At 56.7% G+C, this 24,437-nt stretch carries 21 protein-coding genes; 1 reads left to right on the top strand and 20 read right to left on the bottom strand.

Annotated features, from left to right (window positions below; genetic code table 11):
• Positions 1–22: 22 nt before the first annotated feature.
• The 20 genes from DTF_RS0106755 to DTF_RS0106660 form a co-directional block, all read right to left on the bottom strand.
• Positions 23–1,390 (bottom strand): sigma-54 dependent transcriptional regulator, encoded by a 1,368-nt coding sequence (locus tag DTF_RS0106755; RefSeq protein WP_027714708.1) that lies wholly within the window; start codon positions 1,388–1,390, stop codon positions 23–25.
• Positions 1,391–1,414: 24 nt separating this feature from the next.
• Positions 1,415–3,664: an ATP-binding protein gene (locus DTF_RS0106750; RefSeq protein WP_027714707.1), complete on the bottom strand. Its 2,250-nt coding sequence runs from the start codon at positions 3,662–3,664 to the stop codon at positions 1,415–1,417.
• Between the two features lie 133 nt (positions 3,665–3,797).
• Positions 3,798–4,727, bottom strand: a complete 930-nt coding sequence (gene lpxC / locus DTF_RS0106745; RefSeq protein WP_027714706.1) for a UDP-3-O-acyl-N-acetylglucosamine deacetylase — start codon at positions 4,725–4,727, stop codon at positions 3,798–3,800.
• Positions 4,728–4,910: 183 nt separating this feature from the next.
• Complete coding sequence (gene ubiB, locus DTF_RS0106740) at positions 4,911–6,602, bottom strand: 2-polyprenylphenol 6-hydroxylase (RefSeq protein ID WP_027714705.1); 1,692 nt, start codon at positions 6,600–6,602, stop codon at positions 4,911–4,913.
• A 21-nt stretch (positions 6,603–6,623) separates the two neighbouring features.
• Entirely contained in the window at positions 6,624–6,929 is a 306-nt protein-coding gene (locus DTF_RS0106735; RefSeq protein ID WP_027714704.1) for a phasin family protein, read from the bottom strand.
• Between the two features lie 35 nt (positions 6,930–6,964).
• The gene (locus DTF_RS22315) at positions 6,965–8,014 is read right to left on the bottom strand and encodes a patatin-like phospholipase family protein (protein ID WP_051361045.1); all 1,050 of its coding nucleotides are present in this window, start codon (positions 8,012–8,014) and stop codon (positions 6,965–6,967) included.
• 33 nt (positions 8,015–8,047) lie between these two features.
• Positions 8,048–8,257, bottom strand: coding sequence for a DUF2905 domain-containing protein (locus DTF_RS0106725; RefSeq protein WP_027714703.1), 210 nt, complete (start codon positions 8,255–8,257; stop codon positions 8,048–8,050).
• A 6-nt stretch (positions 8,258–8,263) separates the two neighbouring features.
• The gene (locus tag DTF_RS0106720) at positions 8,264–8,803 is read right to left on the bottom strand and encodes an epoxyqueuosine reductase QueH (protein ID WP_027714702.1); all 540 of its coding nucleotides are present in this window, start codon (positions 8,801–8,803) and stop codon (positions 8,264–8,266) included.
• Between the two features lie 86 nt (positions 8,804–8,889).
• Positions 8,890–11,235 (bottom strand): hypothetical protein, encoded by a 2,346-nt coding sequence (locus DTF_RS0106715; RefSeq protein ID WP_027714701.1) that lies wholly within the window; start codon positions 11,233–11,235, stop codon positions 8,890–8,892.
• Between the two features lie 209 nt (positions 11,236–11,444).
• Positions 11,445–12,482: a Holliday junction branch migration DNA helicase RuvB gene (ruvB, locus tag DTF_RS0106710; protein WP_027714700.1), complete on the bottom strand. Its 1,038-nt coding sequence runs from the start codon at positions 12,480–12,482 to the stop codon at positions 11,445–11,447.
• A gap of 38 nt (positions 12,483–12,520) precedes the next feature.
• The gene (ruvA, locus tag DTF_RS0106705; RefSeq protein ID WP_027714699.1) at positions 12,521–13,117 is read right to left on the bottom strand and encodes a Holliday junction branch migration protein RuvA; all 597 of its coding nucleotides are present in this window, start codon (positions 13,115–13,117) and stop codon (positions 12,521–12,523) included.
• Between the two features lie 44 nt (positions 13,118–13,161).
• Positions 13,162–13,662, bottom strand: coding sequence for a crossover junction endodeoxyribonuclease RuvC (gene ruvC, locus DTF_RS0106700; protein WP_027714698.1), 501 nt, complete (start codon positions 13,660–13,662; stop codon positions 13,162–13,164).
• Between the two features lie 93 nt (positions 13,663–13,755).
• On the bottom strand, positions 13,756–14,502 hold the full coding sequence (locus DTF_RS0106695) for a YebC/PmpR family DNA-binding transcriptional regulator (RefSeq protein WP_027714697.1): 747 nt from the start codon (positions 14,500–14,502) through the stop codon (positions 13,756–13,758).
• Between the two features lie 160 nt (positions 14,503–14,662).
• On the bottom strand, positions 14,663–15,490 hold the full coding sequence (locus tag DTF_RS0106690) for a cytidylate kinase family protein (protein WP_027714696.1): 828 nt from the start codon (positions 15,488–15,490) through the stop codon (positions 14,663–14,665).
• Between the two features lie 138 nt (positions 15,491–15,628).
• Positions 15,629–16,582, bottom strand: coding sequence for a class II fructose-bisphosphatase (gene glpX, locus DTF_RS0106685; protein WP_027714695.1), 954 nt, complete (start codon positions 16,580–16,582; stop codon positions 15,629–15,631).
• A gap of 316 nt (positions 16,583–16,898) precedes the next feature.
• Positions 16,899–18,707: a diguanylate cyclase gene (locus tag DTF_RS25300; RefSeq protein ID WP_051361042.1), complete on the bottom strand. Its 1,809-nt coding sequence runs from the start codon at positions 18,705–18,707 to the stop codon at positions 16,899–16,901.
• Between the two features lie 297 nt (positions 18,708–19,004).
• Positions 19,005–19,472 (bottom strand): hemerythrin domain-containing protein, encoded by a 468-nt coding sequence (locus tag DTF_RS0106675; protein WP_027714694.1) that lies wholly within the window; start codon positions 19,470–19,472, stop codon positions 19,005–19,007.
• Between the two features lie 113 nt (positions 19,473–19,585).
• Positions 19,586–21,322, bottom strand: coding sequence for a bifunctional diguanylate cyclase/phosphodiesterase (locus DTF_RS22305; protein ID WP_051361041.1), 1,737 nt, complete (start codon positions 21,320–21,322; stop codon positions 19,586–19,588).
• A 187-nt stretch (positions 21,323–21,509) separates the two neighbouring features.
• A complete protein-coding gene (locus DTF_RS0106665; protein WP_027714693.1) occupies positions 21,510–22,217 on the bottom strand; it encodes a response regulator transcription factor in 708 nt (235 codons plus the stop codon).
• Positions 22,214–23,176 (bottom strand): sensor histidine kinase KdpD, encoded by a 963-nt coding sequence (locus tag DTF_RS0106660; RefSeq protein WP_051361039.1) that lies wholly within the window; start codon positions 23,174–23,176, stop codon positions 22,214–22,216. The genes DTF_RS0106665 and DTF_RS0106660 overlap by 4 nt, the downstream gene beginning before the upstream one ends.
• A 135-nt stretch (positions 23,177–23,311) precedes the next feature.
• On the opposite strand from DTF_RS0106660, the gene DTF_RS0106655 reads away from it, so the two are divergent.
• The gene (locus DTF_RS0106655; protein WP_155890736.1) at positions 23,312–24,409 is read left to right on the top strand and encodes a nitronate monooxygenase family protein; all 1,098 of its coding nucleotides are present in this window, start codon (positions 23,312–23,314) and stop codon (positions 24,407–24,409) included.
• Positions 24,410–24,437: the final 28 nt, after the last annotated feature.

The raw sequence follows: 24,437 nt of genomic DNA, 5'->3' as shown, positions 1-24,437 counted from the left end.
CTCCCGACTCCCGACTCCTAAACTATTTCTTCAGTTCAATCCCGAATGACTTGATTTTGCGGTGCAGGTTGGATCGCTCGATTTCAATGGCTTCGGCGGTGCGGGAAACGTTCCAGTCGTTTTCTTCCAGTTTCTGAATGAGGAAATCCTTTTCGAACTCTTCCCGTGCTTCCCGGAAGGTAAAGGTCTGGCCCGCCGATGGAGTGCCTTGCCCTTTAGCCCCTTGGCGTCTGCCGGTAATGGCTACCGGCAGATTTCTCTCTGATATGATCGTTTCGGGGGTCATGATAGCCAGGCGTTCGATAATGTTTTTTAGCTCACGCACATTTCCCGGCCAGGAGTAACTGACCATGGCATCCAGTGCTTCGGCAGTCAGGGATTTTGTCTCCCGACTCTCCTTGCTGCAAAAAAATTCGAGAAAATGGTGGGTCAGTTTAGGGATGTCCTCTATCCGGTGACGCAGGGGAGGAACGTGGAATGGCAGAACATTGAGGCGATAATAGAGGTCTTCTCGGAAATTCCCGGTTCGGATTTCCTCGTCCAGATCTTTGTTGGTTGCGGCGATCACCCGGACATCCACCTCGATGGTCCGATGTCCTCCGACCCTTTCGAATTTGCGCTCCTGGAGGATCCGCAGCACCTTGGCCTGGGTTTTGAGACTCATGTCTCCAATCTCATCCAAAAACAGAGTTCCTTCGTGTGCCTGATCGAACTTCCCCTTGCGCTGGGCCGTAGCTCCGGTGAAGGCTCCCTTCTCATGTCCGAAGAGCTCTGATTCTATCAACTCCTCGGGAATTGCGGCACAGTTCACTTCGATGAATGGTTTCTCCCGGCGGTGGGACTGGTGATGGATGGCCCTGGCCACCAACTCCTTGCCGGTTCCGTTCTCTCCTGTGATCAGGACCCATCCCGATGTCGGGGCGGCGATGGAAATTTGTTCCTTCAAGTGCCTAATGGCCGGACTGTCGCCTATCATCTCATAATCTTTGGCGAGTCTGGCTCTCAGAGAGCGGTTTTCCTCCACCAACTGACCGATCTTCATGGCGTTCTGCACGCCGAGAAGAACCTTTTCAAGGGAAAGAGGTTTCTCAATGAAATCGTAGGCGCCCAGTTTGGTTGCCTTGACCGCCGTCTCTATGGTGCCATGCCCGCTCATCATGATCACCAATTGCTCGGGATGTCCCTCCCGGATGCGTTGAAGGGTTTCCAGACCGTCCATTCCAGGCATCCATATGTCGAGGAGAACGAGATCGGGATTGTCCTCCTTGACCAGATTCAGACCCTCTTCCCCGTTCGGGGCGAAAAGGGTCCGGAATCCCTCATCCTGAAGGATCCCCTTCAGGCTCTCGCGAATGCTTTGTTCGTCATCAACAATGAGTATGGTTTTCATGTCGCAAACGACTCCTAGAGTATCTCAGGCTGGCAGATTGTTGCCGTTGAGCGGAAATTCAACGATGAACCGAGTGCCTCGGGGGGTATTGTCCTTGACCCGTATGTAGCCGTTATGGTCGGAGATGATGGTGGAAACAATGGCCAAACCGAGTCCGGTCCCTGACTTTTTGGTGGAAAAATATGGTTCGAAAAGTCGTGGCTTATCTTCCGGCGGGATACCGCACCCGGTATCGGCTACGGTGAAGGTTACCATTTGTAGAGCCGGATTGAAACTGGATGCAACTACAATGGAGCCTTGCCCCTCATTGGCGCTGACCGCGTTGTCCAGAAGATTGATGAGCACACGCTTGATCTGCTCCCGGTCAAGACTGAAGATGGGAATTCGGCGATCGGGGTGAAAGGAAAACTCGATTTCCTTGTGTCCCTCCTGAAACAGTACCAGCGCTTCGGCAAGAATGGCATTCAGGTCGTTGGGCGATGGATGGCCGGCAGGCATCCGGGCGAAGCTCGAAAACTCGTTGACCAGGTTTTTAAGTTCATCCACCTGTTTGATGATCATCATGGTGCATTCGTCAAAGACGGTATCATCTTCGGCGAAACGCTCCAGATAGCGGCGACGAAGGCGTTGAGCCGAAAGCTGGATGGGAGTCAGAGGGTTCTTGATCTCGTGGGCGATGCGGCGCGCCACTTCGCGCCAGGCCGCCATGCGTTGGGCCTTTATCAAATGGCTGAGATCATCGAATACCACCACGGTGCCCATGAATTCACCATTTTCATCGCGTAAGGTGGTGACGTTGACCAAAAGGGTGACCTTACTGTCCTGAACAGGAAGGGTGATCTGTTTGCGAATGGAGTTTTTCCCTGAGTTGAGCAATTCTCTGAGGAAATCCTTGATCAGCGGTAGGTGTTCGGTGCCGACGACTTCTCTGAAATTTTTTCCCAGGACGTTCCCCGTTTTGATCTTGAGGAGTTTTTCCGCCGAGTTGTTGATGGTGGTCAGGTTTCCCTGTTTGTCCATCGAAATGACCCCGGCGGTAACGTTTTTCAAAACGATCTCCATATATCGGCGACGCCGTTCCAATTCCAGGTTGGAAATTTTTAGCTCATTGTTCGCTTCCCTGATCTCCCTCTGTCCATGGCGGAGATCGGCGGTCATCATGTTGAAAGCATAGACCAAGGTGCCTATTTCATCATCGCTTTGGACGTCGATCCGGACGTCCAGATCCCCTCCGGCCACCTGATTGGTGGCTTCAGCCAGCCGCTGAATAGGCACTGTGATCTCCCGGGCGAGATGAAAGCCGAACCATGTCGCCAGAAATATGATAACCAGGGCGATCAGGAGAAGGACGATGACGTATCCTTTTTGTATTTTGCCTTTAAGCAGTTTGGTGCTTTTATATTGCTCGAAGGAACTGGAGATTTCCTTCATCTTGTTCACCAGCGAATAGGGGACATAATAATTAACCACCACCACCCCTACGACATCCTTCGGGTTCCAGTTCGAATAGACTGGAACGATGCCCCGAATGAGATCGGCCTTGCCGATAGGGGTGATTCGGGAGAACCGGTTGCCCTGCAGTGCTTCGCGAATGTTATCCGAGCCTGGATCGGTGAATTCGGCCGTCGGGACCTGGGGATTGGCGGCCCGGACCAGCTCTTCATAGGTGGAGGAAAAAACTTCAACTATCCCAAGGTTATATTCCTGCTGTTTCTGTTTAATCACCTCTGCAAGCGCTGGAAGATTTTCCTGATTGAGCAACTTCTCTTCTTTGACAATTCGAGCCACCTGCTCGGCATAGTATAGAGCATTAGCAGCCGAGTTCTTGTAGTATGTCTGGGCCACTTCCAGAGACTCTTGCAAAGAGGACTCAATCTGGGTATTGAACCAGTTTTCGATCGAGTTGGTGATAAAACCGGCGGAGACGAAGAAGAGCAACATGGTGGGAACAAGAGAAAGGGCGACGAAGGCCACGACCAGCTTGGTGCGCAGGCGGGCACCTGGTACGTTTCGTTTCCTCTCGATGATCAGTTTGAAGAAATTTCGGAAAACCAGAAAGAGGAAGAGAATGATGAGCAGAATATTGATATTGATGAGCGCCAGGACCAGAATGCTGTTGGCTACCGGAATCTTGGAAGTGAGCTCGAACAGCCTGGTTTCAAAACCGGAGAGGAAAATGACCAGTATGACGATCAGAAGAGTCAGAACCCATTCCCTGCGGCGTTTTCTTTTTTCAGCAGTTTTAGGATCCCGGCTGGCGGGGAAGAATTTCATGCGGCTCCTCGCAGGCTAAAGTCTAAACGTTTAATTTTAGGCCAATAACAGGCCTAAATGCAAGGCCCAATAAGACAAAAAGGCAGCCGTCAGGCTGCCTTTGAAATCGATGGAATCAGGGAAAATTAGGAGGTCAGATTTTGGAGAAAGCCAGTTCGGAGGAGAAGACCGGAGCCCCGGTATGTAGTGCCGAACGAAGATCCTCCTCGGAAAACTCGACGAGTTTCCAGCATTCTGGAGAGGCCAGAATTTTCCCCACCATCTGGTGATTGATGTCGTGGCCGGCCTTGAAAGCCTTGATGTGCCCTAGGATGGGATGACCCAGGAGACTGAAATCCCCAATTGAATCAAGAATTTTATGGCGGACGAATTCATCCTGGAAACGAAGACCTTCGGGATTGAGAATGCTGTCTTCGCCTATGACAACGGCATTGTCGAGCGAACCTCCACGGGCCAGCCCGTTAGCCTTCAGGTACTCCACCTCCTTGAGAAATCCGAAGGTTCTGGCCGGAGCGATGTCCCGGCAGAAGAGTTCCTGTGAGAATTTAATGGATCGCTGCTGCAGGGAGATGCAGGGATGGTCGAAAGCAATGTCAAAAGTTATGCGGAAAAAGCGTGAAGGAATCAACGTGACCCGCTTTTCACCGTCGATCAGCGTGATCGGTTTGCGGATGGCAAGGTACTTACGGCTGCGGGGAAGGCTTCGAATGCCGGCATTGCGAAGCAGGTCGCAGAAAGGAGCGGCGCTGCCGTCCATGACGGGTACTTCGGGACCGTCGATATCGATATGAAGATTATCGATGCCGAAGGCAGACAGAGCGGCCAGAAGATGTTCCACCGTCGAGACGCTCAATCCTCCCTTGCCGAGTACGGTGGCAAGGCGAGTATCGACCACGTTGGCTGAAACGGCTTCGATGCTGACGGTCCGCTCGCCTTCGGTGCGATGGAAAACAACGCCGGTTCCTGCTTCCGCTGGACGCAGGGTCATGCTGATCCGGTGGCCTGAGTGTAGGCCGATCCCGGAAATCATTAACGGGTGTGCTATGGTGCATTGGTAAATCATAGAAAGGTACATCCTCCTTCAATTAATCACATAGAGCATCTGTGCTGGATGCTTGCAAGGATCCTGCCATTGAGTTTGAAATTTTCAATCCTTTGAAAATACAGAGGAAACTTTACCGATGAAGAGAGTGGAAAGGGGTATTTGTTGCAAATATGCAAGAACGTGTGTTTGTGGCACCACACTTTACAGGCGTCCGGAGCGGAGAATGGCGATGGCAAGCCAGAGTCCGAGAAAGCCGGCAATGGAATAACCGAGAAATCCCAGGATGGGGAATCCGAAAAGGAGGGGGCCTTTTTCGGTCTGCATGATGAGGGAGGAACCGACGATGAGAGCGGCAATGAGCAGGCTGAAGGAGAGTCGGTTACTCGATTTGTCCAGGTCGGAAATCAGCCTCTCAAGTCCCCGGTGCTCAAGGTCGATCTTGAATTTGTTGCGATTGATGCGATTTATGAATTCCTTGAAATCCCGTGGGAAACTCCTGGCGAGGGCGCCATATGCGATAAACGTGCGGGTGAATTCCCGGGTTATACTGGCGGGCGCTTTCCGCTCGCGGAACAATTTTTCCATAAAGGGTCTGAGGTGGACAATCATGTTGAATTCGGGATCAAGCTGGCGTCCGACTCCTTCCATGGTGACCAGGGCCTTGGCCAGGAGCATCAGGTCGGCGGGAAATTTGATCCGGTACTCAACAAGAATTTCGACAAAATCGGCCAGCAGTTTTCCGGCATTGACTTCCTGCAGAGGGAGGTCGTAGTAGTCGTCGATCATTTCGCTGAGATCGCGCTGAAGATCCTTGGCTCTTGTCTCGTCGGAGAGCTCCCCGGAGAAAAGGAGTTGGGAGATGATGAGCTCAACGTCCCGGTGCAGCACCGCCATGAGCAAGTCGACGAGCTGAAATTTGAGCGTCTCGTCAAGTCGCCCGACCATGCCGAAGTCGAGCATGCATATAGTATTGTTCTCCAGGACGAAAATGTTGCCAGGGTGCGGGTCTCCATGGAAAAAGCCGTGGACCAGCACCTGTTTGAGAAACGCATCCGCCCCGTAGCGAGCGATGATCTTGGGGTCGGCGCCGGCGGAGGCCAGCCGTAAAGAATCCGAGACCTTGATCCCGTCGATGAATTCCATGGTCAGGACCGATTCGCCCGTGTAATCCCAGAAGACATGGGGGACGTGCATGGTGGGATCATCGGCGAAGTTGGCGGCAAACCGATCTATGGTATAGCCTTCCCGGGCGAAATCCATTTCCCGGCTGATGGTTCGGCGAAATTCTTTGACGATTTTGATCGGATCGAGGAGATCGCCGGTGGGAAGATGACGCTCGATGAGGTAAGCCAGGCCCATGAGGATGTCCAGATCCGTTTCCACCACCTCCTTGATCCCGGGACGGCGGACCTTGATCACCACCTCCTCACCGCTTTTCAGGAGACCGCGATGAACCTGGGCGATGGAAGCGGCGGCAATGGGAATAGGAGAGAATTCGGCGAACATCTCGGTCAGAGGATAGCCGAGATCCTTCTGGATCTGTTCCTGCAGTTGTTCAAGCGGGATCGAAGGGACCCGGTCCTGTAGCCTGCTGAATTCCTCGGCGTATTCATGGGAGACGATATCGGGGCGGGTGGAAAGAATCTGCCCCAGCTTGATGAAGGTCGGGCCGAGCTCCTCCATTGCCAGCCGCAGCCTTTCAGGTTGAGTCAGGCGTTCGATCTCCTTGGGGGTTGCACCCAGGGTGACCAGCCGCCTACCCAGTTCGAGATAGTAATTGATATTGAGCTGTTCAACAATATGACCGAAGCCGTATTTGATCAGAATCCCAAGGATGGTCCGGTAGCGCCGGATGGAACGGATATTTCGGTTGATCCGCGAGAATATCAGCATGAGATGGAGGTCGGAGCGATGTTATTGCCCCGACTCCTTGAGCTGCTTTTCCAGCTTTTGCACCCTTTTCTGCAGCCGTTCGAATTCGTCGGCGGTGACGACACCCATCCGTTCACAGGTCTTGCGAACCTCTTCCCTGGCCAGTTCTTCCAATTTTTTTTGATTTTCCCGGGCCGCGTCCTGGAGTTTTTCGAGCAGCGCCTTACCCTCTTCCTCGCTGACATTGAATCGCTGTTTGAGTTCCTGAATGAATTCTTCGGCTTTCTTCTGGCTGAGGGAAATGGCGCCCATCCCGGCGAGAATGGTTTTCTCAAGCATCTCCAGCATGATATCCTCCGTAAGTTTGGTGTGATTCTAAATACTTAAACATTATCATAAAAGGGAGAGCTTTCAATCGGTCGGGCCAGGGCCTTTATCTTGTCGATGGCCAGGCGCGTTGCATTTTCTCCAGCCTGTATGGCTTCGGCGGCACGATGGAACTCCAGCAGAGTGATATCATTCAAGTCGGGCCGGATCAAAATGTCAAGATGGTTGCGCTCCAGTCGCAGGGCATTGATTTCATTTTCCATTATGGCGATGCTCTGGGCGCAGACTTTGAAAATGCCGGGAGCCTTGAGTTTTATCTTCATCGCTGCGACTTCCGATTCCTCATGGTTGTTCTGACGCCAGAGGTCCTTTACAACGTTCTCCACATTCCGTGAATTGAAAAAATCGAGAAAACGTCTTTTAGGCTGTCTTTCGTTCTTTTTTTCGGGAAGAAAAGCCTCGGTTCGAGGTTTTCTTATCGCAGGAATGGCGCAGACTCCGATAACCACCTCGGCTCCCAGGTCAAGGGCCACATCTGCCGGGACGGGATTGCAGAGACCGCCGTCAATGAGAAAACGGTCCCCGAATCGGATGGGAGGGAAAATGCCCGGAAATGCGACCGCGGCCTGCAATGCCTTCAGCAGTTGTCCCTTTTTGATAATGAGGGGTTCCCCGGTTTCGAGGTCTGTGGCGATCACCGCCAGAGGGATCTGCAGTTCCTCAAATGTGCGCACGGGAAGCAGTTCGGACATGAAAAGGGAAACCTTCTTGCCGTCGATGAGTCCGGCAGAGGGAAATGTCGGATCAATCAGCCGGGCTAGGCGTCGCCAGTCGACATTCAACGCCACCTCCTCCATCTGGGCAACGGAAACCCCTGCCGCGTAAAGCGCGCCGATAAAGGCCCCGATGGAAGTCCCCGCGATAACGTCGATCCCGATCTCTTCTTCCTCCAGAACCTTCAGCACCCCGATATGAGCCAGACCTCTGGCGGCGCCGCTGCCCAGTGCGAGACCTATCTTTTTCGTTTTGTGCGGAGTCATCATTTCGGGCCAGGGGGAAAGGAGATTGGAGCTGTGATGAAAAATCCCGTTATTATAGAATGACACTGTGGGTTGCAAGAATCTAGGAGTTTTTCGCGGTCAGCGGCGGAAGAGCCAGAGGATAAGAGAGAGCAGAATCGAAAGAAGCAGGCAGGAGCCCAAGGGAAAGAAAAAGGTGAAATTTCCCCGCTCGATGCGGATGTCGCCGGGCAGACGGCCGATAAATGGGATCTTACCGCCGTGGAGAAACAGAACCCCGGCTATGATCAGCAGCAGACCGAGGATGATGAGAATCTTGCCCGGATGCACGGAGTTTCAGTTTCTGCTCTGGGGACAATAGCGTTCCATTTCCGAGTAGATACATCCGCAGTACTGCTGGCGATAGAGTCCCATGGCCTTGGAGGTGTCGATCCCTTCGCGCCAGCCTTGTCGGAAGTCCCGATAGAGAAAGGTGATTCCGTACTGCCGGGCCAGGTCCTCTCCGAACTCCCGAATCGGTTCATGCTGCTGATAGCGGGAATAAAGCAGGGTCGTGGAAAATGCTTCGAATCCGTTTTTCGATGCCGTTCTGGCGGTTTCTTCCAAACGGGACCGGTAGCAGTAGTCGCATCGGTTGCGGGAGTCCTGAGCGACCCGGGAGAGAAATTGCTCCATCAGGTATTCCTCCCGAAAGAGGATTTCCAACTCCACTTGGGAGGCATATTCCCGAACAGCCTCGATTCGTTTACGAAATTCCTGATAGGGATGAATATTCGGGTTATAGAAGAGGCCAGTCACCCCGAAGTTTCTCTCGCGAAGAACTTTTACCGGATAAATGGCACAGTTGGCGCAACAGATATGGAGAAGAACGTTCATAGACATCCCTTCTGGGAAATCCCCTCCTGAACGAGGGGTAAAAGTGAGGACCTTCAATTCAGATTACCTACTATAAGGGATTTTCCCTAAATGTCCACCAGCTTCCAGGGGGGCAGTAAGGCAGAGCGCCAGACCATGGATGCCAGGGAATCGGCGGCTTGAGGGTCCGTCAAGCGGACATGAGCCTGCTGGACCAGGTTGCGATGCATAGCCTTAAGGTCGCTGCGATACCGCTCGACGATAGTTGCCGTAAGGTGCCGGTCCTCCGGCAAGGCCACGGTAGTGCGGCCATCACAGGAGGCCAGCAGCAGTGCCTGCGCCGTTTCCGTTCCTTCCACATCCAGAAGGCGTCCCTTCCGGTCACGAAGCGTGAAACGGTCGAAAAATTCTTCTTCGGCGATCAACGGTCCTGAAAAGCTATATTCTACGAGCCGCGGACGGTAATATCCGTACATGTACTGCTCCGGAAATCGGGGCAGCCCGTCGACAAAAACGCTCCTGGCGATCTCTTCGGCCAGCTCTTCGCTGATGGGGATTTTCTGCGCCCGGCGCAAAGGCTGCCGCCGTGCTGGCGATCTGGAGGCTTCAGGGTTCTTGAAATCCGTTTCCAGCCAGAGCGCCAGTTCCTTATCGAAATCCGTTTGTCGGGGAAGTCCTGTGTCGTCTGTTCCCGGGAGAAGGCGAAGATTCTCCAGGATTTCCCCAGTCGGGATCGGTAGCCCCCGCAGCACGGCTTCTTCCCGGACCTGGTCGCGCGGCGGCAGTGGACGACAGCCGCTGACCGTCTCCCAGAGAAGGCGACCGAGTGGAGAGCGGCTGAAGAGGTACAGCTCTCTTTCGTTGCCGTCGGGCCAGGAAGAGGCGCAGGGAAGGTGCAGAAACCCCTCTTCCAGCAGGGAGAAAAGCGAGGCGGGAAGATGCAGGCCCAAGGGAAGAAAGGCTCGATGTTCTGAACAGATTCGCTGCCAGGAAAGTTCTTTGGACCCTTGGGGGCCGATCAGCCTCGCTGTTGCTTCCTTGTCCATGCTCTTGATGAGGCGAATCCTCAAGGGCGCTTCGGCATTCACCTCCAGCCGGTTCAGCGTGAACTGTTCCTTGATCAGTTCGATCAGCGGAGCGCCGAAATCAGCAGTAAGCCAAGCGTCCGGAAGGTGCAGATCGATGATCGCGCCGTCCTCGGCCAAGCCGAGCAGATGGAGAAATTCCCAGGTCCATCGGGGGGTGCGGGGTGGGAGGGGGAATCGCCGAGTTGGCCAGGAACTGCGCAGCTGAGCGGCAAGCGCCTGATGCTCGCGAACCTGAGGAACGTCGGTATCCTTCAGGGTCCCTGAGACAGACCCGGGCCGGATTTCGGGGGAGAGGGTCAGAACGCTCTCGGACTGCATCCTTGCCGGGGGCAGACCGTGCAGGTCCCTCAGCAGAGAGGTAAAGGCCAGCAAGGGAATAGACGCCGTTTCAAGGACCTCCCCGCCGACCCGATGGAGACGGTCGGGATTGATGAGCAGGGTTGCAGATCCTTCCGCCAAAGTGGGATGAACTGGGAGGGGGAAGCCCCCCAGCGCCTCCGTTTCGTGGTCCAGTAAAATTTCGAGAAAACGGGGATACCGCGTCAGGTCCTCCCCAGGCCCCAACTGAACTAGCCTCCGGAAGAGATGATGGAACGCCACTGCCTCTTCAGCAGGAAGTGGCCACTCTTCCTCCGGCATCAATAGCGCTCTTCGGGGGCCAGGCGGGAGGTTGTCAAGAGCGAAGCGCATGGCCCGTTCAAGCCCTTCAGGCTGAACGGTCGGCAGCAGAAGGTCGTGGGCTGTCAGGCCGACGAGGCGCAACAGGGTCATCATTCCCTTTTGCAGAGCCAGAATTTCCGGCGTCTGCCCCCGCTCAAGACGGTTTTCCCCGCGGGCCGCGCGACAGTCTTCGGCCAGGCCCGGGAGGACGGATAGCAGCGTGCCGCGGCAGAGATTGGCGAGATAATAAGGCGATAGCCGGCCGGGCGGAACGGCGCCCAGAACAGAGAGGACTTTCAACTCATTCATTAGAGACAACAGGGCCCGGCGGAATCCGGCAGCGGCATTTTCGGTACCGGACAACGGCAGGGTCTTACTTCGCGCGAGCGTCTCTCCGCGCTCTTCCCAGAAGACGATTTCATGCGGCGCCCAGGTTACGAAATGTCGAAGTCCGAGAGATCGGGCGCACTCCCGACCCATGGCCACCCCCTCTTCGGCATCCTGTGGAGGCAGGATGAGAATTCCGGCGGCCATGCAGCTGGCACGGTTGATCCAGAATACCAGGGGAGGGTGCATTTCGCCCTTTTCCGTGAGCAGCGACGGAAAGGTTTCCACTTTGCGGAAGGGGAAACGTCCCTGAGAGATGGCGTTCTCAGCCCAATGGGCAAGTTGACGACTGAAAAGCTGGAGGGTCTGCTGATCCATACTCATTAAGAAAAGCCAGACGCTGACGGAGACGCCGCAGATCGACAAGATAAAAGGGCCGTCACCACGACGGCCCAGGGGGCGAATTCAGCAGGGCTAGAGCTTCCTTTCCCCCTTGGGCAAAACGTTAACACAGATAAAGACCCGGGCAAAAGTTTTTTTGATAGAAAAGCGGTAAAATCCGTAGGCAGCGGCCCTTCGCAGGAATATTAACCGTCTGTCGGCGCAAAAAGGTCGGGCATCACTCCATTTGTCGGCGGCCGGCGTTGAAAATGCCCATAGGCCAGGGGAGTGGCGGTCCTCCCCCTCGGCGTCCGGTTGAGAAAGCCCTGCTGGATGAGGAAGGGCTCGATGACATCCTCAATCGTATCCTTCTCCTCTCCGATGGCCGCGGCTAAAGTTTCCAGCCCCACGGGGCCGCCGGAGAACTTGTCGATTATGGTCATCAGGAGCAGGCGGTCCATATGGTCGAAGCCGCTTCGGTCCACTTCCAGCTTGCCCAGCGCGAGATCGGCAAGTTCCCGGGTGATGATGCCGTCCCCCTTCACCTGGGCAAAGTCTCTTACCCGGCGCAGCAGGCGGTTGGCGATTCGGGGGGTGCCGCGGCTGCGTCGGGCGATTTCCGTGGTCCCGTCCTCTTCTGAAGGGATATCGAGAATTTCGGCGCTGCGCGCAACGATGGTGGCCAACTCCTCCGCCGTATAGAATTCAAGTCGGGAGATCACACCGAAACGATCCCGCAGGGGCGAAGACAGGAGTCCGGCCCGGGTGGTCGCTCCGACGAGCGTGAAGCGGGGAAGGTCGAGTTTGATGGTGCGCGCCGAGGGTCCCTGACCGATGATGATGTCGAGCTGGTAATCCTCCATGGCAGGGTAGAGGATCTCCTCGACAACAGGTGAGAGGCGATGGATTTCATCGATAAATAGAACGTCGCCGCCCTCCAGGTTGGTGAGAATTGCTGCCAGGTCGCCGGGTTTTTCGATGACCGGGCCGGAGGTGCTCTTGATATTGACGCCCATCTCATTGGCGACGATGTTGGCAAGGGTGGTCTTCCCAAGTCCCGGAGGGCCGTAGAACAGCACATGGTCCAGAGCCTCCCCACGGCCCCGGGCGGCCTCGATGAAGATCTGCAGGTTCTCCTTGGCTTTGCCCTGGCCGATGTATTCCTTGAGGGTCCGCGGTCTGAGGCTCGTTTCAAAATTGTCGTCGCCGTCAACCTGGTCGGCGGTTATTATGCGGTCAGTCATATGAAGACTAGTTCCAGGGTTCAAGGTTCAAGGACCATTTAGCGAACGAGGACTTTCAGGGCTCCCTTGAGGATCTCCTCCAAGGACGTTTCCTTTGAAATTTCCATCGATTCCAGCACCTTTTTTGCCAGGCTTTCCTTGTATCCGAGGTTGACCAGGGCCGAGAGGGTATCGTCGAGAGAGTTGGCTGGGGGCTGGCCGGTTTCCGGCCGGGCGGGAAGAGAGAGAGGACCGAGCCGCTGAACCTTTTCCCTGAGTTCCAGCACCAGTCGTTCGGCGGTTTTTTTGCCGATCCCCGGAATGGCTGAGAGCCGTTTGCTGTTTCCCTCCCAGAGGGCGGCTTTAAGTTCGGCCGAAGGGATATTGGACAGGATATTGAGGGCCAGCCGGGGCCCCACTCCGGAGACGGAGAGGAGCAGGGCGAACATCTCCTTCTCCGGCGGAGTCAGGAAACCGTAGAGATGGATCGCGTCTTCTTTTACGTGGGTATGGACATGAAGGCGGATTTCGCCTTCTTCCGGCAGGGCGTAAAAAGTGGAGAGGGGAATCATCAGGCGGTAGCCGACCCCTCCTACATCGACGATCAGATGATCAATCGATCTGTACGCGATTTTCCCGGTCAGCATAGCGATCATGGCAATCCGTGCAGGAAAGGGGGAACGGCTGGATTTTTCAGCGGCTATTTGGCCGCCAGGGCCTGGAGCCGACTGTTCAGGTTGTGACTATGGGCATGGCAGATGGCGACAGCCAGTGCGTCTGAGGCATCCTCCTGGGCGATTTCCGGAAGGCCGAGAAGGGACTTGACCATCTGTTGGACCTGATCTTTACCGGCCCTTCCGTAACCGACCACGGCGCTTTTCACCTGCAGGGCCGAATATTCGAAGACCGGCAGATGGTGATTTGCCCCGGCCAGCAGTGCAGCTCCACGGGCGTGTCCCAGTTTGAGGGCCGAAAGAACGTTTCGCGAAAGGAAGATCTCTTCCACCGCCACCGCTTCGGGAGAATATTGGGCGATGATCCTGCCAAGGGCGTCGTGAATGGTCTTGAGCCGCAGCGACAGGGCGTCGCCGGAACGGGTGTGAATGGCGCCGTTGTCTATGTGCAGCAGCCGGTTGCCCTTTTTCTCCACGATGCCATAGCCCGTGATCCGGCTACCGGGGTCGATCCCTAAAATTCTCATAAATGCCGGCTCAAGGTTCGGTGTTCGAGTTCAACGTTCAAAGCATTCAACCCGTGAACACCGCACATCGAACTTTGAACGTCGAACGTGGGTTTAACCCATGATGTTGCCTATCTCTTCATCAGAGATGTCGAAATTGGCATAGACGTTCTGGACGTCGTCGTTATCCTCGAGTTTGTCCATCATCTTAAGCATCTGTTCCGCCTGTTTTCCCTCCAGGTTCACCATGGTCTGGGGGATCATCGTGACTTCGGCCGTGTCCCACTGAAGGCCCTTGGCGGCAATAGAATCCCTGACTTCGATGAATGAAGAAGGATCGGTGATCACCTCGAAGGCATCCCCTTCGTCCTTGACGTCTTCCGCTCCTGATTCCAGGGCCGCTTCGAAGATGGTGTCGAAATCCTGGTCTGGCCCGAAGGAGATGAGTCCCTTCCGGTCGAAAAGGAAGGAGACGGAGCCGCTTACCCCGAGGCTGCCGTTGTGCTTGGTGAAGATATGGCGGACATCGGCGACGGTACGGGTGCGGTTGTCGGTCATGAATTCGACGATGACCGCCACGCCGCCCGGGCCGTATCCTTCGAAAATCCCCTCTTCGTAATTAACTCCATCGAGATCCCCGGTCCCCTTTTTCACGGCCCGCTCGATAGTGTCCTTGGGCATGTTCTCACCCTTGGCTTTATCGATCGCCTGTCGCAACCGGGGATTGGCCAGAGGATCACCGCCGCCGATCTTGGCCGCAATCGTGATTTCCTTGATGAGTTTGGTGAATATCTTGCCGCGCCTGGCGTCCTGGGCGCCTTTGCGATGTTTGATGTTTGCCCACTTGCTGTGTCCAGCCATGTTCCGAATTACTCCTTGGTCTGATCTGCCGGCTTGCCCGGAAAGCGAGTTATGGTAGCATGAAGGGCTTCTCCCGGACAAGGGGCATTTTTCACCTCAGAAACGCAGAAAGCCGACCTGCCGGCCGGCTTTCCGTCCCCACGCAATGCTGAGGGGAACCTCAGTGTTCCTTAGGGTACGTGCGGTATTCAATCACTTTGAGCTTATCCACAAGGTCCCGTGCGCCTTCAACGGCGCGGACCGCAGCAAGCACAGTGCGACGGTCTTCTTCGCCATGGACATGCCCCGAGAGAGTGATGATGCCGTTCTTCGTCTCTATGTTGAGATGGTGCCCTTCGACTGCCGAAGATGAGAAGATCGCAATCTCGGCCTTCTTGCGCAGGATCAGGTCTGAAAGGATCTTTTTTGACGTCCCCTTCTGCTCCATGAGATTCTGGTCCCGCACCCCATTGCAGATCAGGCTGACCGCCATTTCCTCGGACAGACGAGATGTATTGATGACGAGATCGTAGTGTAGAGGATCCTCCCAGTCGCGGTCGAAATAATACTTGATGAAGCCTGCACGCTGCTGGTCGCTCTTGCGGACGAGTATCCGGGCCAGGTCGGGGTCGAGCCATTCGCGTTCGGCCCAGCGTTCCACCCGCTCTTCAAAAGGCGCTATGATCCGGACCCGAAAGACGCTGCCGATGTCCTTCAGAAGATCCTGGCCCCCCCGGCCGTAGATGATGACATTGCCCTTGAGGGCGTATTCCAGAACGATCAGTTCGATCTGGTGAAGATCGACTTCCATCTGTTCATCCAGGCTCTCTACGAAGGCGGGCGGTTTCTCGTCAGCCTTCTCAAGGGCTTCGGGAGTCAGGCCGTATGCCGGAGCGGCTTTTTTGAGTGTCTCCCCGTCCAGCAGGGTGTACCCCAGTTTTTCAGCCGCCTTGTGAGAGATAGGAATGCCCCCGCTGCCCATTTCCCGTGAGATGGTTATAATCGCCATGTCTCTCCCCTATAGGATGATTGGATATATGTCGTTAAAAACAGGGTGGATTCTAGCAATTCGTCAGCGGATTGACAAGGGATAAATCGTCTCCTCCCGCGACACGATTGGATGGAGGCGCCGCTGCCCTATGGTCGGTCAGTAGACCGGCTTGTAATCGAAAAAATGCTGAGACGTGATAAAGCGCACAGTCCGGCTCTTCGAACGCATGACGATAGAGTGGGTTTCGGCTCCTCCGGAAAAATAGCGGACGCCGCGCAGAAGCTCGCCGTTGGTGACCCCGGTGGCGGCAAAGAAGACATCCCCCTTGGCCATTTCCTCGGTGGTGTAAACTTTTTCGAAATCGTCAATTCCCATTCCCTTTGCCCGGTCGCGCTCCTCCATGGTCATGAAGACCAGACGCCCCTGCATGTCCCCTCCCATGCATTTGAGGGCCGCAGCCGCGAGCACTCCCTCGGGGGCTCCGCCGATGCCCATGAGCAGGTCGACGCCGCTTCCCTCGACAGCTGCAGCAATGGCCGGGGCCACGTCCCCGTCGGGAATGAGATGGATGCGCGCGCCGGCCTTGCGGATTTCCTGGACGATCTTGTCGTGGCGGGGACGGTCGAGGATGACGACTGTAAGGTCCTCGATATAACATCTCTTGGCCTCGGCAACCCGCTTGAGATTCTCCGCAGGCGAAGCATTGATGTCGATGGCGCCACGGGCCGAAGGACCGACGGCGATCTTTTCCATGTACATGTCGGGGGCGTGGAGAAATCCGCCGCGGGGTGCCATGGCAATCGTGGCAATGCTCCCGTTCATTCCCTTGGCGCAGATATTCGTTCCCTCCAGGGGATCTACGGCGATATCCACTTCGGCAGCGGAGCCGGTGCCGACTTTTTCACCGATATAGAGCATGGGAGCTTCATCCATCTCCCCTTCGCCTATAACCACGGTGCCATCGATATCCATGGAATCCAGAGTCCGGCGCATCGCATTGGTGGCGGCCTCGTCGGCAGCCATCTTGTCGCCCTTGCCGACCCAGCGTCCGCTGGCCAAGGCCGCAGCCTCGGTGACTCTTGCCAGTTCCATTGCCAGATTACGATCCACAGAGCAACACTCCCCGAAAAGGCCGTTGGGTTCAACGCGACATCATGGCATGATTCCTCGGGAAAGACAAGGTCGAGCCTCTTCCAAAATGAAATGAGTCTGAAGCGCACCTCGTGTTTCTAACATGAGATGAGCCTGAACAGTTGGCCTGAAAACGTTCTAAATTTATGGTCTGAGGGGTTTTTGGGCGAAAAGCATCAGGGGGTCGTGTGGTGCACTCAGGAGGCCATGCGGGGGACGCCAGGGGTCGAGAAGGGCAAACCTGAAAGGCGCGGCGAAAATTGACCCCTTCCCGACCCGGTCATTGTCCCGGTCATCAAGCCTGTTTTACCCCTCCACCCGCCTGCTCAGTATCCTCCCCCTCCATCTTCCCCGTCCACGCCACGGTGCGGTTGCGCCCCTGGCGCTTGGCCTGGTAGAGGGCCTGGTCGGCGCGCTGTATGAGCATCGGGATTTCGTCTCCATCGTCGGGGAAGACGGCCAGTCCTATGGACATGGTCACCGAAACCTGCTGGCCTTCATGATCGAGTTCAAGCGCTTCGACGGCGCGGCGCGCCCGTTCGGCCATTTTCCGGCCGCCCTCCCTTTTCGAGTCTTCCAGCAGCAGGGTGAATTCCTCGCCTCCGTAACGGGCGGCGAGGTCGATCCCCCGCACGCTTTGAGCCAGTGCGCCGGCGACGGCTTTGAGCACGGTGTCCCCGAAGGGGTGGCCGAAGGTGTCGTTGACCCCCTTGAAATGGTCGACGTCGCAGAGCAGCAGGCACAGGGAGGTCGAATTGCGGCGGGCGCGCTGGAGCATGGTCCTGAAGGCCTGCTGGAAGGCCCGGTGGTTGGCCAGCCCGGTAAGGCCGTCCGTGGTCGCCAGGCGATTGATCTGTTCATGGGCGAGAGCCAGGTCGATCCTGATCGCCACCTGTTTTGCGATCAGTTCCAGGAGTTCGCGGTGGAGAAGATTGAAAACGCCGGGTTTTCGGGCAGCCAGCACCAGGGTGCCCAGGGGAGCGCTCTTTTCCTTGCGTAGAGGGAGAATCAGCAGAGAGCGCAAATCGCCTGGAAGAGTCAATGAGCCGAAGACCGGCGAGGCGCCCAGGTATTCAGCGCCTTCCGGAAGGGAGCAGTCATAGCGAAGCGACTGTCCGACCAGACCTTCATCCAGAGGAAAAGTGCTGGAAAGGAGTTTTTCCGCCCTCGGTCCTTCGGCATGGAGAACCCGGTAGGCAACCCCTTCGGTCAGGGTGAGAGCGAAGAAGTCGGGAGCGATGACGGTGCGCACGGCCTTGAGGGCGGCATCGATCGTCGATTCCAGCCCCAGTCCTTCGGTAAGTTCACGCAGGCCGATGGATACCCGCTGGTAAAGTCCGCGCTCCCGGTGCATCTCCAGAAAGCGGCGCCCCATGGACACGTCGAAAGCCAGGCGCCGGGCGGCCGTGCGCAGGGTCTCCACCTCCAGGGAATTCCAGGGATGGGCCGCCTCCCGGTCGACGCAGAGGATGCCTCCCCGATTTTCACCTTCCACGCGAATGCGGATGGCGAACACGCCTCCGGTGCGTCCGCGGCCGCGGTAATAGGGTAGACCGCTGAACGCGGCGCCCACGGGCGCCATGGCGATCTCGTCCCGGTCCTTTTCTAGAATGCCGGTAATGCCGCAGCCCACGGGGTAGGGTCCCGGGCGAAGATCGGTGCGACTTGAGGACAGTCCCCGAAGTCGCAGAGCGGCTCCGGAGGAGTCGGGCCAGAGCAGGGCCACTCCGGTAAGGCCCAGAGCGGTGCGCAAAAGGTCCAGCTGAAGACGGAAGGAGTCTCCCAGGGCTGCCGCCGTGGGCCGGACAGGCACGCCGGGTTTCTTGAAGCCCTGAAGGGGACCGCCTGTTTTTCGCGCCGCCGACGCAGGCGCAAGGCCGAGATCTTCCGCCATGCGGTCTTCTTCCCGGTGCCAGTCCCGAAAGTGGAATCCCGCCCAGGCGGCGACCGCTGTCAGCGCACTGAGCAGCAGGCCGGCGGCGAGGGGGGATCCCTTATGCGCCAGCCAGAGAGCCGTCCCCGCGCCCAGTGCGACATAAGAGGCTGCCGCAAAGGACCTGCGGGGGCTGTTTCTACCGACTCCAACTCGAGGGCCGCTACCCATAATCCACCCATTTTACTTCAAAGGAAAACCGGAATGGTTCGGAATTATCCGGTCAGACGCAGGGACAGACACCGCTGAAAATTGCCTTATAATAGGCGAAATTTGCCCGGCTGCAAAAAGAAAAACGGCCGGAGGATGTCGGGGTTCGAAACGAGAAAAGCCGGTTCGGGGAGAAGGCATCCCTGAACCGGCTATTTCCGAAACTGAAAGAAGGAGATAAATGAAGAAGGTTTCTCCGTCCCGGCTGCCACAACAGGACATGGCCACCGGTTCCGAAGTGTGTTCATGCCGAGTCGGCTATAGCCAGTTGCGTCCGCCTTCCGGGCCGGATCGGGTGTGGCGGTCGCGCTCCGTCTTGTAGCCGTGGAGAATCCCGGCAGCCTCCGCGCTGGTGATTCGGTCGAGAGCGGCGCGGAGCGTTTTTTCCTCCGCCTCGGTATGGCGCTGCCAGAAATCGTACAGGAGATCGACCTGACGGCCGAAAACCTCCTCGTTGACCGGGGTCCGGGAGAGTTTTTCCAACTCCCCGCGGATTTCATCATGCTCATGGCGGATCTGCGCGGGGGCAACTTCTCCTTCGACGTCCTCAAGATGGGAAAGGACCTCCCGATCCTCGGCCAGCAAGTGGGGAGTCAGGGTATTCTGCAGATCGAAGACCCGGCGCAGGCGGTCTTCTTCCTTTCGGGATCCGGCCAGCCGGGAAAAAACATCGGCAATTTTTTCGTGGTCCTGGCGAAGCGTTTCAAACAGGTTGGAGTTTCTCATGTCCGCCTCCCTTCTTAGGTGGCTGGTAAAAAGCACTGTCTCCGGTCAAATCTTTAACCGATCACCTTGCCATGTCAACCTGAAGGAGATGTGAGGATGATCTATCTATTATTCTATTGCACATGACGACTGATAAGGGAACTTCCTTTTCGGGCCAGGGATTCTTCGAAGCGCGGGTTCCAGGCAAGCGCCTCAATAGGGTGAGAGAAGTAGAATCCCTGCATGTCCTGGCACTTCCGCTTGCGCAGAAAATCGAGTTGAGCCTTGGTTTCGACCCCTTCGGCGATCACGTTCAGCTCAAGACTGCTGGCCATGAAGATGATGGCTTCGACGATGGCCTCCTGGTCCCGATCCCTGGCGATGGCCTGGACGAATTCCTGGGCGATCTTGATACGGTCGAAAGGGAAATGCTTCAGGTAGATGAGAGACGAGTAGCCGGTGCCGAAATCATCGATGGCCAGATGGATGCCCCTGACTTTGAGGTCGGCAAGGGTCATGATGGCGTCCTTGACGTCTTCCATGATGATGCTTTCGGTGAGTTCGATCTCGAGAAAACCGGGATCGAGCCCCGTCTCCTTCAACACGGCTTCAACCATCTCGACGAAATCAATCCGTTTGAACTGAAGACTCGAGACGTTGACCGCCAGGCGCGCGGGTGAAAATCCCCTCTTTTGCCACTCCTTTGCCTGGCTGCAGGCGGTCTTGAGCACCCATTCTCCCAACGGGATGATAAGGCCCGTCTCTTCGGCCACGGGAATGAATTGACTGGGGGGAATCATCCCCACCTCGGGATCGTGCCAGCGCAGAAGGGCTTCTACCCCGGCGATCTGCCCGGTGGTCAGGTTGAGCTGGGGCTGATAGGCCAATGAAAGCTCATTGTTCTCAATGGCCCGGCGCAGGCGGGTTTCCAGATCGAGCTTTTCCTTGGCCTGGATATTCATCTCAGCCGAGTAAAACTGGAAATTGTTCCGCCCCATCTCCTTGGCGGCATACATGGCGATATCGGCATTGCGCAGGAGGGTCTCGTCGTCCTCGCCGTCCAGCGGATAAATGGCTACCCCGATACTGACGGTGCTGTAAAATTCCTTTCCATTAAGCTTGGCGGGCTGCGCGAGGACCTGCAGAAACCTTTTGGCGAAAATCGTCGGCTCGCTCGCCGTATCGAATCCGTAGAGAATGATGACGAACTCGTCTCCGCCGACCCTGGCGACGGTGTCGCAGTCGCGTACGCACTCGGTCAGGCGCTGGGCGACGATCTGCAGCAGCTTGTCACCCATGGCGTGGCCAAGGGTGTCGTTGACCCATTTGAAACGATCCAGGTCGATGAAGACGACACCGACCTTGCGGTGCTCGCGGTGTGCCTGGGCCAGAGCCTGCTTCAGGCGGTCGTGGAAGAGCAGCCGGTTGGGCTGACCGGTCAGGTGGTCGTAGTGGGCGAGCCGCTGGATCTCCTCGTCCATTTTCTTGTGTGCCGTGATATCGACGATACCGGCCATACTCCGGGCAACGCGGCCATGCCGGTCGCGCTCGGCGACGGCGGAGATAAGAACATCAATCGGTTCTCCGCTTTTTGTGATCATCTGGTAGGGCACATCTCTGACGTATCCCTGGCGGAAAAAGAGAGGGAGGACGGATTCCTCCGCCCTCTGCCGGGAATCATGGCTGAAAAAACGGACCAGGGGGGTGCCGATCACTTCGTGCCGCGTATAGCCGAGGGTCTTCAGCCACTGGTTGCTGACCTCCAGAAGGCGTCCCTGGCGGTCGATGGAATGCATCATGACCGGGGTTTTCCGAAAGAGTTCGCGGTATATTCTCTCTCGATTGGAGCGCCTTCTGCTGCGAATCTTCATGAGAATCCCTTGGGGTGACGGTGACCAGGACTCGACAAGGAAAGTCAAAGATGCATACATCTATTTGACCTTGCCGGAAGGGAAAGTCAATGGGCCCGCTGCATGCTATCAGACCCGGAGCGGCATATTTCGAAAGGGAGGTCGGCAGGCGCCGAAGGGGTTGAAAGGGCGGCCAATCGGCCGGGATTCAGGACTTGCCCTCACGAACGAACTGATAACCGCGGCCGCGGATGGTGAGGAAATGGACCGGGCGGGCGGGATCCTGTTCGAAATATTTTCGCATGCGGACGATGAAGTTGTCCAGGGTGCGGGTTTCGGTATCCGGCGACATTCCCCATACCGACTTCAGGAGTTCGGCCCTTGAGAGGACTTCTCCTTCCCTCTGAAAAAAAATGCGCAGCATGCGGACTTCCAGATCGGTAAGCATGATTTTCCCCCGCGGCGTATCGGCTTTCTGTTCCCTCAGGCTGACTTCGTTGGCTCCGAAGGCATAACGTTCCGCATGGCTGAATGCCGGCCGGTACCACTTGGAACGGCGCAGCATCCCCTCTACCCGCAGCAGAAACTCATCGAGGCTGAACGGTTTGGTCAGGTAGTCGTCGGCCCCCTGGGCCAACCCTTCCACCCGGTCCTTCTCCTCCGACTTGGCCGTCAGCATCAGAATCGGCAGGCGGGGGTCCTGGTTCCGCAACTGACGGCAGACTTCCAGCCCATTGATGCCCGGGAGCATGAGATCGAGCACCACCAGGGCGAAGGGCTCCTCCCAGGCCTGCTGAAGGGCCGCTTCTCCGGTTTCCACATGGACCACGTCATAGCCTTCCTCCTGCAGATTGAACACGATGCCGCGGGCGATGCTCGGTTCGTCTTCCACCAGAAGTATGCGGGCCTTTCTCATGAGGCGTCCTCTCCAACCGTATTCCGACAGAGGGGAAGAAGGATGTGAAAAGTCGTCCCTTTGTCTCTTCCTTCACTCTCCAGCCAGACCTTGCCCCGATGAAGCCGGACAACCGCCCGGACGATGAACAGCCCCAGACCCGAACCGCGGATGGTCTCGCCGGTGTGTCTTACGCGGTAAAACATCTGGAATACTTTCTTCTGCTCCTTCCTTTCGATTCCCTTCCCCCGGTCCGCGAAGATAAGGTGCGCGCGCTCCCCCTCTCTCTTCAGAAGGACGCGGATGGAGGGTGGCCCCAAGGAATAAAGGAGGGCATTTTCCAGGAGGTTGCGCAGGACGGTTTCGATCGCTTCGGCATCGATCCGGGCGCAAAGGTCCGGATCGATGTCCAGCTCCATTTTTCCCGCCTTGGGCAGGGCATACTGGCGCGGGCGGAAATAATTAGAGACCAGCTCTGAAAGATTGCAGGGGGCAAGGGTTAGCTTCAAGCCCTTCTGCTCCAGGCGGCTGGCGGCCAGCAGATTGTCGATCAAGGTGTCGAGCCGGTCGGTATCGGCCAGCATGGTGTCGATGAAGGTGTCCATCTTCGCCGGTGACGGTCGGCGGCGGCGAATTGTTTCCAGGTGAAGTTGAAGAGAAGCCACGGGTGATTTGAGTTCATGACTGACCTGGGCGATGAAATTTCTCTGAGCGCGGTAGAGCGCGGCCTGGCGGCGCCAGAAGAGAAAAATGACGTACACCCCTGCCAGGATGGCGACCAGCAGAAGAAGACCTTCCACCAGGATGAACCAGTCGATGCCCCCCTGCAGCAGTTCGGGACTGTACTTTTCGGCAAGTGTGCGCAGTTGTTGATGTTTGCCCATGAACCAGTAGATCCAGAAGATAACCACCAGGATCCAGGCCAGTTGGATGCCGATAAAGGCGAAGAGAGGATTGACGATGCGGCGGAAAAATTTCATGCTTCTCTTTAGCATTCGCCGGTGCTTGGGACAAGAGGTTTCTGGTTTTACAGAAGTATTACAATCCCGATTAAATCCGTCTGGTAAAATCCAGCCGTATTTCCTTTTTAATTAACAGGTACCTGAGGAGTAAACATGATGAAACCCTTGACGATCGGCCGATACACCGTTCCTTTCCCCCTGATTCAGGGAGGGATGGGCGTGCGCATCTCCGGCGGCAACCTGGCCGGACACGTCGCCCGCTGCGGCGGAATCGGCCTGGTGGCTACGGCCGGAATCGGTCTCAACAGCCCTCATTTCGACGGCAAGAATTTCTTTACCGCCGATCCGATGGCGCTCAAGGATGAAATTCGCAAAGCCTATAAAATCGCTCCCAAGGGGGTCATCGGAACCAACTGCATGGTGGCGGTGACCAACTATGACGAAATGGTGCGGGCCTCCTGCGAGGGGGGCGCCAAGGTCATCGTCAGCGGCGCCGGCCTTCCCCTGAACCTTCCCGAACTGACGGCGGATTTTCCCCACGTGGCCCTCATCCCCATCGTTTCCTCCGTCAAGGCCGCCGAGCTCATTGTCCGCAAATGGCAAAGAGGCTATGGGCGGTTTCCGGATGCCGTCGTGGTGGAGGACCCCGACACCGCCGGGGGCCACCTCGGCGAAAAACTGGAGAATATAGGCACGGGAGAGTACGATCAGTACGCCACGGTGCGAGGTGTAAAGGACTATTTTCGGGAAAACTGGCAGATCGAAATTCCGGTGATCGCAGCCGGCGGCATCTGGGACCGCGGCGATCTGCTGCATGCCCTGGACGAAGGCGCCGACGGAGTCCAGATGGCCAGTCGTTTCGTCTGCACCGAGGAGTGCGATGCCTCCGACGCCTTCAAACAGATGTATCTCGACTGTACCCCGGAGGATATCGGCTTGATCATGAGCCCGGCGGGGCTCCCCGGACGGGCCATCAGCCGGAACATCGAGGCCGTCCGTCAGCGCGATGTCGATCTCGGAATCCGCTGCCCCTCGGGTTGTCTCAAGAAATGCACCTATAAAACCGGGCAGGAACGCTTCTGCATCGTTCACGCCCTGGATCGGGCCCAGCGCGGCGATGTGGAAACCGGTCTGGTTTTCTGCGGCACCAATGCCTGGAAGGCCGATCGGATCACCACGGTACAGGCGATATTCGATGAGCTCTTCGACCTGGATCAAGGGAGGTCCCGGGGAGATACGGCCAATTCCTGAGCGACCGATCCAACTGATTGAGTGTAAG

It is taken from the genome of Desulfuromonas sp. TF (assembly GCF_000472285.1).
GTDB lineage: Bacteria > Desulfobacterota > Desulfuromonadia > Desulfuromonadales > ATBO01 > ATBO01.
The sequence above is the reverse complement of the archived record's forward strand: the minus strand, read 5'-3'. Positions and strand labels throughout refer to the sequence as shown.